Source organism: Gordonia aichiensis NBRC 108223, assembly GCF_000332975.1.
GTDB lineage: Bacteria > Actinomycetota > Actinomycetes > Mycobacteriales > Mycobacteriaceae > Gordonia > Gordonia aichiensis.
Genome location: NZ_BANR01000005.1, coordinates 365,025 through 378,021, shown reverse-complemented (window position 1 = coordinate 378,021; position 12,997 = coordinate 365,025). Strand labels below are relative to the sequence as shown.

Here is a 12,997-nt window from a genome sequence, read left to right as displayed (position 1 = left end):
GCTGTGAGTACCTCGACACCTGGCTGCCGCGGCAAACTCTGGGGTGTCGGCCTCGGACCCGGCGACAGCGAACTCGTCACCGTGAAGGCCGCCAAGGTCATCGGCGCGGCAGATGTCATCGCCTATCACAGTGCGCGGCACGGGAACAGCATCGCTCGCGGGGTCGCCGAGCCGTATCTGCGCGGCGACCAGATCGAGGAACGGCTGATGTATCCCGTCACCGTCGAGGCGACCGACCATCCCGGTGGCTATCGAGGCGCGCTGGACGATTTCTACGCCGCGAGCGCCGACACCCTCGCACGCCATCTGCGCGCGGGGCGGGACGTGTGCCTGCTGGCGGAGGGCGACCCGCTCTTCTTCAGCTCGTACATGCACATGCACAAGCGCCTCGCCGGTGAGTTCGACACCGAGATCGTGCCCGGCGTGACATCGGTGAGTGGAGCATCGGCAGCCCTCGGACTACCACTGGTCGAAGGTGAGGAGATCTTGACCGTCGTGCCGGGCACTCTGCCGCTCGACGAGTTGAGCACGGTGTTCGCGGGTGCCGACGCCCTCGCGGTTCTCAAACTCGGTCGCACGTTCACGACGGTGCGCTCGGCCCTCGAGCAGGCAGGACGGCTTGACGAGGCCTGGTACGTGGAACGTGCGTCGACCTCCGCTCAACGCGTGGTGCCACTCGCCGACGTCGACCCGTCGGAGGTTCCATACTTTTCCATGGCGGTGGTACCGGGCCGCCGAAACAATCCGCGATTCACCGCACCTGAGCGCGGGCGTGGAGAGGTCGTCGTGGTAGGCCTCGGGCCTGGGGCGCGGGCACAGACCACGCCCCAGGTGCGCGCGGAACTGGCGGCCGCCACGGACCTCGTCGGTTATCGCACCTATCTGGGGCGAGTGCTACCCCGACCGGGACAGCGTGTGCACGCCAGCGATAACCGTGTCGAGGCCGAACGCGCCGAGTTCGCGCTCGACCTTGCCTCACGCGGTGCCCGCGTTGCCGTCGTGTCGTCCGGCGACCCGGGCGTGTTCGCCATGGCGGCCGCGGTCGCCGAGGTCGCGGCGCAGCCTCGATGGTCCGACGTTCCGGTGCGGATTGTGCCGGGGGTGACCGCTGCGACGGCGGTGGCAGCCGTGGCCGGCGCCCCGCTCGGCCACGACTTCGCGGTGATCTCGCTCTCGGACAGGCTCAAGCCGTGGGAGGTGATCGAGGCCAGGATCACGCACGCGCTACACGCCGATCTGGTCATCGCGGTCTACAACCCGGGTTCGCAGAGCAGGACCTGGCAGGTCCCGCGGCTCCACGATCTGCTCCGCGAGCTCGTCCCGTCCGACCGGGTGATGATCGTGGGACGAGATGTCGGCGGCCCGGAAGAATCGATGACGGTGACCACGGTCGGCGGGTTCGATCCGTCGGTCGTCGACATGCGAACGATGCTGATCATCGGATCGTCGACGACAACGGTCGCCGAGCGGGCCGGGGGACGGTTGGTCTTCACGCCGCGTCATCACAGCGGCTGAGCGCCACCGATCAGACGACGCACCTGACCGGCGGCGGCAGCGACGTCGTCGACGGACAGCACGCCGGGCTGCTCGCGCGGCCGGTCGACCATCACGACCTCGATGCCGAGGTCGCGTGCCGCGACGAGCTTGGCCCTGGTCATCTCGCCCCCACTGTTCTTCGTGACCAGTACCTCGATGCGGTGTTCGCGCATCAGCGCCGTCTCGTCGGACACGTGGTAGGGGCCGCGCGACCGGATCACGGTGCGCTGCGAGGGCATACGGGTCTGCGGTGGGTCGACTACCCGGATCAGAAACCACGCCGACGAGATGTGGGCGAACGCATCCACGTCCTTTCTGCCGGTCGTCAGGAATACGCGTGCTCGGCGTCCATCGAGATATCCTGCGGCGTCGGCGATGTCGGGAACCCGTACCCAGTCGTCACCGTCGCCTGGCGACCATGGCGGGCGGCAGAGGCGTATCAGGGGAAGGCCCAGAGAGCGGGTTGCCGTGGCCGCATTGGCGCTGATACCCGTCGCGAAAGGATGGGTGGCGTCTACGACGACCCGAATACCGTTGTCGCGCAGCCACTGTGTGAGACCAGCTACTCCCCCGAACCCTCCGACGCGTACGGCACCGTCGGGCAGGCGCGGGTCCGCGACCCTACCGGCGAGGGAACTGATCGTCGGAACATTCTGCGCGTCGAGTTCGGCGGCGAGGTCGCGGGCTTCGCCGGTACCCCCGAGCACCAGCACCACCGGTGGTTCGGTCATGACGTCGATGGACTGTCGTCGTGCGCGCCGCTGCGTAGTTTCGTCATGCGGGCCTGCGAATAAAGGTAGCTGTCGGTCGGGGTAGTCGACGACGGATCGAGCACCCTGCCGACAAAGATGACCGCGGTGCGACGGATTCCGTGGTCGGCGAGTTGCTGCGGTAGTTCCGACAACGGGCACCGGAGCACGACCTGATCGGCTCGCGATGCGAATGCCACCGTGGCCGTTGGGCATTCGGCCCCGTAGTGAGCGGCGATCGCGTCGACGATCTCGGCGGCCCGGTGCGCGGCCAGATGCAGGGCGAGGGTCACTCCCGTCTGCGCGAGGCGAGCGAGTTCCTCGCCGGGGGGCATGTCCGTCGACAACGTCGACACACGTGTGATCAGCAGACTCTGCCCGATTCCCGGCACGGTGAGTTCTGTATCGAGAGCGGCAGCCGCGGCAGCAAACGCGGGGACCCCGGGCACGATTTCGACGTCGATCCCCCGACGCGTGAGCTCGCGACGCTGTTCGGTGAACGCGGAGTACAGCGAGATATCGCCGGAGTGCAATCGTGCCACATCACCGCCGGCCGCGTCGGCGGCGGCGATGTGCGTGATGATCTCCTCGAGCGGCATCCGAGCCGTGTCGATCAGGGTGGCGTCGGGTGGGCAGAGCTCGAGGAGTTGCTGTGGGACAAGCGATCCTGCATATAGGCACGTGGCACAGTTGCCCAGCGTGCGCGCCCCACGCACCGTGATGAGGTCGGCGGCGCCAGGACCGGCACCGATGAAGTAGACGGTCACGATTGGTCGTCCTGTCGGGTGGTGATCCATTGCACGATCGGGAGCGCGGGGCGCCACGTCGTCAGCGAACCGAGCGGTTCGACGGTCTCGATGGAGAGCCGTCGAAGGGTGCCGCCGGCGCGGGCGTGCCACTCGACGAGCAGTGACTGGGTGTCGAGTGTGACCGCGTTGGCGACGAACCGTCCGCCCGGGAGCAGCGCCTGCCACGCCGCGGTCAGCACCCCGTCGTCGAGTCCGCCTCCGACGAAGACCGCATCGGGCTCGGGTGCGACGTCGAGTGAGTCGGGGACCCCGCCGCGCACGGTCAGTCGATCTGCCACACCGTGGCGCGCGGCGTTGCGTTGCAGTCGTGCGGCGCGGACAGGGTCACGCTCGAATGCGATGGCGCTCCCCTCGGTGTCTGCCCGCAACCATTCGATGGCCACACTCCCCGACCCGGAACCGATATCCCACAGGAGCGCTCGCCCACCGGGCGTGAGCGCCGAGACGGTCAGGGCGCGCACCGCCGATTTGGTGAGTTGCCCGTCGTTCTCGTATGCGTCGTCGGGTAGTCCGGGTAGCCGGGACGTGCGCGGTCCGACGCACTCGATGGCCACGATGTTCAGGGCATCGTGCGGCTGAGGTCGGTACGAGCGTGCCAGTGATTCGACGATCCGCTGCCCCGGTCCGCCGAGTTGCTCGAGGACGGTCATCGACGACCAGCCGAATCCGTTGCGCGTCAGAACCTCCGCGACTTCGGATGGGGTGTGCGCACCGCGACTGAGCACCAGGACCCGGCGGCCGTCGGTCACGACCGGTACGACGGACTCGACCTCGTGATGCACAGTGCTGATCACGTGCGTCCGCGCCAGATCCCACCCGAGTTCGGCACAGGCGAGGCTCGCCGACGACACCGTGGGAAGAATTCGAACCCTGTCGCGTCCGACGGCACCGACGATCGTCGACCCGACCCCGTGGAACATCGGATCACCGCTGGCGAGCACATGCACCTCGGCGGCGGTCGCCTCGGACACCACCCGATGCAGGTGCTCGGACATCGGTGACGTCCATGCGACTGTCGTCGCATCGAGCGCGGGCAGGAGCGCGAGTTGTCGTGTCGAACCGTAGACCACTGTCGCACCGCGCAGTTCGTCGCGGGCCCGATCGGTCAATCCGGCCCAGCCATCGGCGCCTATCCCGACGACGACGAACCGTGGCACATCCGTCGCCTCGGCAGTCATCGGGGCAACCTGCGCCAGATCGCGCGCGGAACGAAACGCATGGCGAACCCGACGACACGTAACGCTCCGGGAATCCAGACCTCCCATCGGCCACTGTGGTACGCCCGTGCCACTGCGTCTGCGACCTGCTCGGCGTCGACCGACATGGGTGCGGGCTTGGTTCCCGCGGCCATGAGGTCGGCGGTCATGTTGCCGATGACGAAACCAGGGCGTGCGAGCAGTAGACGGACTCCGGATCCGTGCAGGGCGTCGGCCAGTCCGCTGGCGAAGCCGTCGAGCCCCGCCTTTGCTGAGCCGTACACATAGTTGCCGCGTCGGACCCGCACCCCGGCGATTGACGAGAACACGATCATCGTGCCGGACCCCTGGCTGCGTAGCGCATTCGCCAGCGGCGTCAGCACACTGATCTGACCGACATAGTCGGTCTGTGCGATCCGGAGTGCGTGCGCGACGTCTGTCTCGGCGCGACGTTGATCGCCGAGAATGCCGAACGCGACGATCGCCGCGCCGACTGGACCGTGCACGTTGAATATGGTGTCGATGAGCGCGGGATGTGTGTCCGTTGCGTCGGCGTCGAACTCGAGTGTGGTGACGTCGGTGGCCCCCGCTGCGCGCATCCCGGCCATCTCGTCGACGAGGTCGTCGGAGCGACGCGCTGCGAGAACGACGCTGCGGCCCTCGACGAGTCGCTTCGCGAGTGCGATTCCGATCTCGCTGCGTCCACCGAAGACAACGATCGTTCCCAGATCCTCGTGTGAGTGCATGCGCGCCATGACACGCAGTATTCCACCGGCGGACCGGAGGCCCACAGCGGCGCCTCACCGTCGGGGGCCTCGGGAGCATGAAGGCCTGTGACCTATGGTTGGCGACATGCCGCGCACCCCGGACAACCTAGGTTCCGCTGCGCTCGACTTCTTGAGCGAGCGACATCTTGCAACACTTGCGACGCTGCGACCAGACGGCACACCTCACGTGGTGGCAGTCGGATTCACCTACGACCCCGACACCCGGATTGCGCGTGTCATCACCCGCGACGGCAGTCAAAAGGTGCGCAACGCCGAACGCGGGGGCTACGCAGCGGTGAGCAATGTCGACGGCCCGCGGTGGCTGACACTCGAGGGCACGGCCACAGTGCATCGCGATCGTGATCGCGTCGCGGAGGCAGAGCGCCGCTATGCCCAGCGGTATCGCGAGCCGAAGCCGAATCCGCAGCGCGTGGTGATCGAGATCGCCGTTCGTCGCGTGCTCGGCTCGCATTCGCTTCTCGACTGACCTCAGCCTGCGGTGGTCGTGTGACCGGTCGACGGTGTCAGCTCACAACATCAGTAGTTCGTGGGGGCGTCGATTGACCGGCTCACAACCGTCGTCGGTGACGATCACGATGTCCTCGATCCGTGCGCCCCACTGCCCGGGAAAGTACACCCCCGGCTCGATCGAGAAGGCCATACCCGCCTCGAGAACGAGGTCATTGCCGCCGACGATGTAGGGCTCCTCGTGCACCGAGAGTCCGATACCGTGCCCGGTGCGGTGGATGAAGTTCTCCCCGAACCCGGCGTCGACGAGTACCTTGCGTGCGGCGGAGTCGACCTCCTGCGCGGTGACCCCGGGACGGACTGCGGCGACCGCCCTGCGTTGGGCTGCTTCGAGCGCTGCGTAGGCGCGCGTCTGTTCGTCGGACGGGTGGGCGAAGCAATACGTGCGGGTGGAGTCGGAGTTGTAGCCAGGTTCCACGGGACCGCCGATGTCGATGACGACGATGTCGTCGGATTCGATCACGCGATCGGACTGCTCGTGATGCGGATCGGCGCCGTTGGGACCCGATCCGACGATGATGAATTCCGGCGCCGTATGCCCCTCGGCCACGATCGCCTCGGCGATGTCGGCCGCGACGTCGGCTTCGGTTCGTCCCGGGCGCAACCACTCGCCCATGCGTGCATGGACCCGGTCGATCGCAGCACCGGCGCGGCGAAGAGCGTCGATCTCGTTGTCATCCTTGATCATTCGCATCTGACGCAGCACCGGCGTCGCCAGTGCCGGGGTTCTGCCCAGGCGATCTGCGATCGGAACGAGATGAAGCGCGGGCATCGACTCGGAGACCGCGACCGCGGCGTTGTCGGGCAATCCCGCGAGCGCCAGGGCGTGTGCGTCGTCGCCGTCGACCCAATCGACGACGTCGATGTCGAGTTCGCTGACCGCCGAATCGCGTACCGAGGCGAGTTCTAGCCGGGCGACCACGAGCCGGGGAGTTCCCGCGGCCGGGATGACCAATGCCGTCAGCCGCTCGAATGTGTCGGCGCGCGATCCGGTCAGATAACGCAGATCAGGTCCGGGTGAAACGATCAGGGCGTCGAGTGCTGCCTTACCGGTCAGCATCGCGGCCCGCGCAAGGCGACGTCGGTACACCTCGGCGTCGAATCGCTCTTCTGCAGTGGCGGTCACGAGTCGAAGCCTACGCGGATGGCACAGTTGGGACATGGCCGGATCTGTGATGCTTCTCGATGGCGCAAGCCTGTGGTTCCGCTCCTTTCATGCACTGCCCGAAAAGCTCACCGCAGCCGACGGGCGGCCGGTGAACGCGGTGCGCGGGTTCATCGACACCATCGCCTCACTGGTGTCCCAGCACCATCCGACACGCCTCGTCGTCTGCCTCGACCTCGACTGGCGGCCGGCGTTCCGCACGGAGCTGCTGCCGTCGTACAAGGCGCACCGAGTCGCACAGGAGGCACCGCACTCCGGAGCCGACGACGCCCGCACCGGGATCGACGTCGAGGAGGTCCCCGACACCCTCACACCGCAGGTCGACATGATTCTCGAGGTGCTTGCCGCGGCAGGACTCATGACATCCGGAGCGGTGGGTTGCGAGGCAGACGACGTGATCGGCACGCTCGCCGCCACCGAAGCCGTCGACGACGTACTTGTGGTCAGCGGCGATCGTGACCTGCTCCAGGTGGTCGCAGATGATCCCGTGCCGGTGCGCGTGCTCTACGTAGGCCACGGACTCGCCAGAGCCGAGTTGATGGGTCCGACCGAGGTCGCTGACCGGTACGGGGTCCCCGTCGGTCGTGCGGGCACCGCGTACGCGGAGATGTCGATGCTGCGTGGGGACCCATCCGACGGTTTGCCGGGTGTACCGGGGATCGGCGAGAAGACTGCTGCGAAACTGATCACCGCCTACGGCGACCTGGACGCCCTGGAGGGGGCGGTCGACGACCCGACGTCGACTTTGACCCCGCGCGTTCGCTCGTCACTGCGCGACTCCGCTGAGTATCTCCGTGCCGCACGCACCGTGGTGACCGTGCGCACCGACGCGCAGACGGTCGAGAGCACCGCCGACGACCATCTGCCGTCGGCGCCCGCCGATCCCGAACGACTGGCCGACCTCATCGACGAACTACGGATCGGTGCCTCGGTGGGCCGACTCGCCGACGCGCTCGGATGGGAGCTGACGCCCCGCTGATCAGCTCGTCGGGCGCGAGACTTCGTACTTCCCGTCGTCGTCGAGAATGGTCACCTTGACCTGTTGCTTCTGACCGCCCACCGTGACCGAGCAGGTGAACGAGCTGCCTTTCTCGACGCTCTGACCCGAGGGGCACGAGACGTTCGAGACGTCAGTGGCCTGGTAGTCCTTGGTGAGGACCTGCTTGACCCCGTCCTGAACTGCATTCTGGTCGAGTGACTTCGGCGCCCACCCTGGCCACGCGAACGCGGTGATGAGGATGACCGCGGCAATCACGACCACGGCCCCGATACCGCCGAAGATGGCCGCGCGCTTACGGTTCGACGATCCGGACGTGACGGTCATGTTCGAGAACTGGTCACCGGCCTGACCGAATTGACCCGGCTGGGTGTTCGCCTCTCCGAACCCGGCCGCCTGGCCGTACTGGCCGGGTTGTCCGTACTGGCCGGGCTGTCCGTACTGGCCGGGCTGTCCGTACTGGCCGGGCTGAGGGCTCTGCTGCTGTCCGTATTGTCCCGGTTGGCCGTACTGAGGTTGTCCCGGCTGGCCCTGCTGTGGGGGCTGGCCGTACAGGGGAGGTTGACCGGACTGCGGTGCCTGCCCGAAGTAGCCCTGCTGCGACGGCTGGCCGTACTGACCTGGCTGGCCATACTGGGGGGCCTGTGGCTGGCCGTACTGACCTGGCTGGCCATACTGGGGGGCCTGTGGCTGGCCGAACTGGCCGGGCTGCCCATACTGGGGAGGCTGCTGCGGATCCTGCCCGGGCTGGTTACCCCCCTGCTGGCTCCCCTCGTTCGACCGGGCGCCGGCCGACGTCTGGTCACCGGGGTTGCTGGGGTCGTACGGATGGCTCATACGTCTCTCTTTCACTCAGCCCACGGCAGTGATACGTGGTACGCAGTGGTGAACGGTCACGGTGTCGCGGCCGACGCGTGTCTCCCCTGCCGTCGTCCCCGACCGTTATGCGAAGTGAACGTTACCTCAGCAGGGTCGAATCGTCGGTCAAGCAGTACAGGACTCCGATAGCGGCAGCTGCGTCACTTCGAACCACGTCCTGCGTCAGCCCAGTTCTGCGGCAACCACGCCGCGTCGAATCGCTTTCACCGCTGCGCGAGCCGAGCGAGCGAGCGGAGCGTCGTCGCCGACACCGAGTCGGATCTGTTCGAGCAAATCGACGATCTGCCGGTTCCATCGCACGAAGTCGCCGGGTGAGAGCAGGGTGCCCCGTTCGCCCGCAGCAGCAAGCGATTCGGTCAGCGAGCGACCCGCCGCCCAGAGCGATACAGCCACAGAGAAACCCGTATCCGGCTCGCGTGTCGGTGATACGCCGTGACGTCGCTCGACGTCGGAGACCTGATGCCAGATATCGAGCGTCGCGGCGATCGCTGTGCGCAGCTCGACGTTTCCCGGCATGGCGTCGGCGCCTGCGTGACTGTCGCGGCGTGACTCGAATACCATCGCGGCGACCACGGCCGCGAGTTGCGGAGGTCCGAGTGTGTCCCAGATCGCTGCGCGGATGCACTCGGTGACGAGAAGGTCGCTCTCGCTGTAGATCCTGCTGAGCAGCTGACCTGTCGGGGTCACCACGACCTCGTTGCGCTCCTGCTCGACGTATCCGAGTTCGGTGAGCACCCCGACGATCCTGTCGAAGGTCACGCCGAGGGTGGAGGTGCGCTCGCTGATCGAACGTTCTGCGGAGACGATGTCGCGCACCAGTCGGTTACGCCCTTCGGCGAGTCGGAACAAGTCGTCGCCGTTGTCGAGCTGATGCGCGGGGTGTGCCCTCAGCTCGTGGCGCATCCGCGCCAGTTCGGTGTCGTCGGCCGCCAACGCCTTCTTTTTCTGGCGACCCCGCGGCATCTCGATACCGGTCGACCGCAATGCCGATGCCAGATCGCGCCGGCCTCGACCGGTGCGGCGATCGGGATTCTTGGGAAGTCGCATATGGCCGAGCACTTCGGGTGGGTTGACAAAATCGCGGGTGCCCACCCGTCCGCACCAGGCGTCCTCGCTCAGCACCAGGGGTTTGGGGTCGGTCGGCTGGGTTGCGGGTTCGAGCACGACGGCGAGTCCACGATGACGCCCCGAGTGCACGCCGATGACGTGCCCGCGTTTGAGGCTCGCAAGGTCGGCGACCGTCGACTCGTGTGACGCGACACGGCTGCGGAATTTGAGATCACGCTCGCGCCTACGGATCTCCTCGCGGAGCGTCACGTATCCGAGAAAGCCGCCGTATGGGTCCGAGGGGCTTGCGTCGGGATCGTCGTCGAGCCCGGTGATGGTGCCGGGGTCGATCCCGCGCCTGTTCGCGGCCGCCGCGAGCTCGACATCGAGCTTGCGCAGTCGGCGGTACATGTCGTCGACCTTGCGGGATTGCCCGACGACGGAGCGGTCGGCCTGGAACTGTGCGAACGATCTGTTGAGCAGTTCGCGTGACCCGGCGAGTCCTCGACGACCGATGAGGTTGACGGCCATGTTGTACTCGGGCGCGAACGAACTGCGCAGCGGAAACGTCCGGGCCCCAGCAAGGCCCGCGACCTGTTCGGGTACCAGCTCAGGAGTCCACACCACGACGGCGTGGCCTTCGACGTCGATGCCCCGCCGTCCGGCACGTCCGGTGAGCTGGGTGAATTCACCGGGCGTCAGGTCGACGTGCGACTCCCCGTTGAACTTCACCAAGCGTTCGAGCACGACCGAGCGAGCAGGCATGTTGATCCCGAGAGCCAGGGTCTCGGTGGCGAAGACCATCCGTACCAGGCCCAGAACGAAGAGTTCTTCCACGGTGTGACGGAACGTCGGGAGCAGGCCTGCGTGATGGGCGGCGAAGCCGCGTCGCAGACCCGCGCGCCACTCGTCGACCCCGAGGACGTCGGCATCACCGGGTGAGATCTCCGTGAGGTGCCGGTCGACGACCTCGTCGACGGCTGCGGACTCCTCGGGGGTCAGCAGCGTCAGCCCCGACCGGAGGCACTGGGCCAACGCGGCGTCGCAACCGACCCGCGAGAAGATGAATCCGATCGCGGGAAGCAGTCCCTCGCGGTCAAGGCGAGAGACAAGCTGAGGCCGTGACAATGCTCCGGGGCCCCTGCCACGCGTTGATCGCGGGCGTCCCCGTCCGGAACGCCGATCGCGTCCGCGACCACTGTCGTGCTCGTCGGCCAGCAGCATGCGGTGACGTATGTACCGCTTCAGTTCGGGGTTGACCTGAGGCTTGCCACCGCCGTCCCGGTGGGGGTCGAACAGGTCGAACATGCGCGAACCCACGAGCATGTGCTGCTGGAGCGGTACCGGGCGATGTTCGTCGACGATGACCGTGACCTCGCCGCGCACGGTCTGTATCCAGTCACCGAACTCCTCGGCATTGCTGACTGTCGCCGACAGACTCACCACACGCACCGACGGATCGAGCCCCAGGATCACCTCCTCCCAGACCGCGCCGCGGAAGCGGTCGGCAAGAAAGTGGACCTCGTCCATGACGACATGCGAAAGACCGCGTAGTGCAGGCGAATTCGCGTAGATCATGTTGCGGACCACTTCGGTGGTCATCACAACCACAGGTGCGTCGGAGTTTATCGAGCTGTCGCCGGTGAGCAGGCCGACATTCTCTTTGCCGTGGACAGCGACGAGATCGGCGTACTTCTGGTTGCTGAGGGCCTTGATGGGCGTCGTGTAGAAGCACTTGGTCCCGTCGGCCAGCGCGAGATGCACCGCAAACTCGCCGACGATCGTCTTGCCCGCACCGGTTGGCGCGCACACGAGTACCCCTCGCCCGTCTTCGAGTGCGTGGCAGGCCCGCCGCTGGAAGTCGTCGAGGTGAAATGAGAGGCTCGCCGCGAAGCGGTCGAACTCGCGGTGGTCAGCAGCCATCGCAGTGAGTGGAGATCAACGTTGTAGCGTGACGCGACTGTGTGGGCATGTGACTCAGAGCACGTCGTCGAAGGTTGATGAGTCGCGTACGGACGTGCGCCCCTGCGCTGTCGTGGTGTGCATCGTCCCCGCGCTTCTCGACGACGAGGGCACCGGCGACGGCGCTCCGACCGCGGACGGCTGCGGCCGAGGAGAGGCGTCGGGCAGCGGGCTGGCCTGATCGTCGGGTATCGAGGCCCAGTCGGGTTCGTTGCGTGCTCGACGCCGATCGTTGAAACGCGCGAATTGGATGGCCACCTCGAGGAGAACGGTCAAGGCGAGCGCGAGTGCGAGCATCGTGAACGGATCCTGGCCAGGTGTCACGATGGCCGCGAAGACGAAGAGTGCGAAGATCAGCCCACGGCGCCATGCCTTGAGCCGTGGATAGCGCAGCACTCCCACGGTATTCAGCGCGACGATCAGCAGCGGCAGTTCGAAGCTCACCCCGAAGATGATCAGCAGATGGATCATGAATCCGAAGTACTGATCGCCCGCGAGCGCGGTCACCTGCACGTTGTTGCCGACGGTCAGCAGGAAGTGGAAGGCCTTGGCGACGACGAGATAGGCCAGGACTGCACCCGCGATGAAGAGCACCGCTGCCGCGGATACGAACGAGACCGCATACTTGCGCTCCTTCTCCAGCAGTCCCGGCGTGACGAACTGCCAGATCTGGTAGAGCCATACCGGGCAGGCCAGCACGATTCCGGCGGTCAAGGCGACCTTGAGCCGGAGCATGAATTGGTCGAACGGCCCGGTCGCCAGCAGTCGACAGGAGTCGTCGGGGGTCAGCGTTGCACGAGACGAGGCGGGAAGGGAGCAGTACGGATCTCGAAGCAGGTCGCCGAGCGTGGGAAGCCCGAAGATGCCGTAGGAATACCAGACGAAGCCGAGGATCGTCGTGACGACGATCGCGGCCATCGAGATGAGCAGTCGGGTACGCAGCTCGAAAAGATGCTCCACCAACGGCATCGTGCCGTCGGGGTTGAGTTTGCGCTTGCGGTACCTCGGGTCGAATGGAATCCGCACTCAGGTGTCCCGGTGCGCGGCTACGCCGACTTCTTGGTCTGATCCGGGGAGGTGTGCGCAGCGGTGGATGTCTCGCCCGTCGCGTTCGAATCCGAGGACGGCAGTTCGCGCTGAGGTGTCGCCTCATCTGGAGACGACGGACTCGCGGGGGCTTTGGAATCGCCTTCGCGTTGCATCTCCTGCACCTCACTCTTGAAGATTCGAAGCGACTGACCGAGGCCACGCGCCGCATCGGGAAGCTTCTTCGAGCCGAACAGCAGCAGCACCACCACCAGCACGATCAGCCAGTGCCACCACGACATTGCACCCATCAGGATTACCTTCCACTTGGATTCA

12 protein-coding genes are annotated in these 12,997 nt (G+C 66.6%); 3 read left to right on the top strand and 9 right to left on the bottom strand.

All coding sequences use genetic code 11. The features are described from left to right. Positions 1-3: 3 nt before the first annotated feature. Complete coding sequence (locus tag GOACH_RS08900; RefSeq protein WP_005173670.1) at positions 4-1,515, top strand: precorrin-2 C(20)-methyltransferase; 1,512 nt, start codon at positions 4-6, stop codon at positions 1,513-1,515. On the opposite strand, the gene GOACH_RS08895 is transcribed toward GOACH_RS08900, so the two are convergent. The 4 genes from GOACH_RS08895 to dprE2 are packed head-to-tail and all read right to left on the bottom strand — an operon-like array spanning position 1,503 to position 5,045. Continuing rightward, on the bottom strand, positions 1,503-2,267 hold the full coding sequence (locus GOACH_RS08895; protein ID WP_005173667.1) for a cobalt-precorrin-6A reductase: 765 nt from the start codon (positions 2,265-2,267) through the stop codon (positions 1,503-1,505). The two genes, GOACH_RS08900 and GOACH_RS08895, sit on opposite strands and share 13 nt — an antisense overlap. Continuing rightward, positions 2,264-3,052 (bottom strand): cobalt-precorrin-4/precorrin-4 C(11)-methyltransferase, encoded by a 789-nt coding sequence (locus tag GOACH_RS08890; RefSeq protein WP_005173665.1) that lies wholly within the window; start codon positions 3,050-3,052, stop codon positions 2,264-2,266. Before GOACH_RS08890 ends, GOACH_RS08895 begins: the two co-directional genes overlap by 4 nt. Beyond that, complete coding sequence (locus GOACH_RS08885; protein WP_005173661.1) at positions 3,049-4,272, bottom strand: bifunctional cobalt-precorrin-7 (C(5))-methyltransferase/cobalt-precorrin-6B (C(15))-methyltransferase; 1,224 nt, start codon at positions 4,270-4,272, stop codon at positions 3,049-3,051. Before GOACH_RS08885 ends, GOACH_RS08890 begins: the two co-directional genes overlap by 4 nt. Then, positions 4,269-5,045, bottom strand: coding sequence for a decaprenylphospho-beta-D-erythro-pentofuranosid-2-ulose 2-reductase (gene dprE2, locus GOACH_RS08880; protein WP_040518150.1), 777 nt, complete (start codon positions 5,043-5,045; stop codon positions 4,269-4,271). The genes GOACH_RS08885 and dprE2 overlap by 4 nt, the downstream gene beginning before the upstream one ends. Positions 5,046-5,142: 97 nt before the next feature. Here dprE2 and GOACH_RS08875 point away from each other — a divergent pair, with 97 nt between their 5' ends. Next, a complete protein-coding gene (locus GOACH_RS08875; RefSeq protein ID WP_040518148.1) occupies positions 5,143-5,544 on the top strand; it encodes a pyridoxamine 5'-phosphate oxidase family protein in 402 nt (133 codons plus the stop codon). A gap of 42 nt (positions 5,545-5,586) precedes the next feature. Here the strand turns inward: GOACH_RS08875 and GOACH_RS08870 are convergent, their stop codons facing one another. Further along, positions 5,587-6,747, bottom strand: a complete 1,161-nt coding sequence (locus tag GOACH_RS08870) for a M24 family metallopeptidase (RefSeq protein WP_052003947.1) — start codon at positions 6,745-6,747, stop codon at positions 5,587-5,589. Positions 6,748-6,760: 13 nt separating this feature from the next. On the opposite strand from GOACH_RS08870, the gene GOACH_RS08865 reads away from it, so the two are divergent. Next, positions 6,761-7,729 (top strand): 5'-3' exonuclease, encoded by a 969-nt coding sequence (locus GOACH_RS08865; RefSeq protein WP_005173648.1) that lies wholly within the window; start codon positions 6,761-6,763, stop codon positions 7,727-7,729. Here GOACH_RS08865 and GOACH_RS08860 read toward each other — a convergent pair whose 3' ends face one another. The 4 genes from GOACH_RS08860 to tatA all read right to left on the bottom strand — a co-directional run bounded on the left by GOACH_RS08860 (position 7,730) and on the right by tatA (position 12,972). Beyond that, positions 7,730-8,584: a DUF4333 domain-containing protein gene (locus GOACH_RS08860; RefSeq protein WP_005173639.1), complete on the bottom strand. Its 855-nt coding sequence runs from the start codon at positions 8,582-8,584 to the stop codon at positions 7,730-7,732. A 204-nt stretch (positions 8,585-8,788) separates the two neighbouring features. After that, complete coding sequence (locus GOACH_RS08855; RefSeq protein ID WP_005173637.1) at positions 8,789-11,596, bottom strand: DEAD/DEAH box helicase; 2,808 nt, start codon at positions 11,594-11,596, stop codon at positions 8,789-8,791. Positions 11,597-11,650: 54 nt separating this feature from the next. Then, the gene (tatC, locus tag GOACH_RS08850) at positions 11,651-12,661 is read right to left on the bottom strand and encodes a twin-arginine translocase subunit TatC (protein ID WP_005173633.1); all 1,011 of its coding nucleotides are present in this window, start codon (positions 12,659-12,661) and stop codon (positions 11,651-11,653) included. A 20-nt stretch (positions 12,662-12,681) separates the two neighbouring features. After that, entirely contained in the window at positions 12,682-12,972 is a 291-nt protein-coding gene (tatA, locus tag GOACH_RS08845; protein ID WP_005173631.1) for a Sec-independent protein translocase subunit TatA, read from the bottom strand. Between the last annotated feature and the right edge of the window lie 25 nt (positions 12,973-12,997).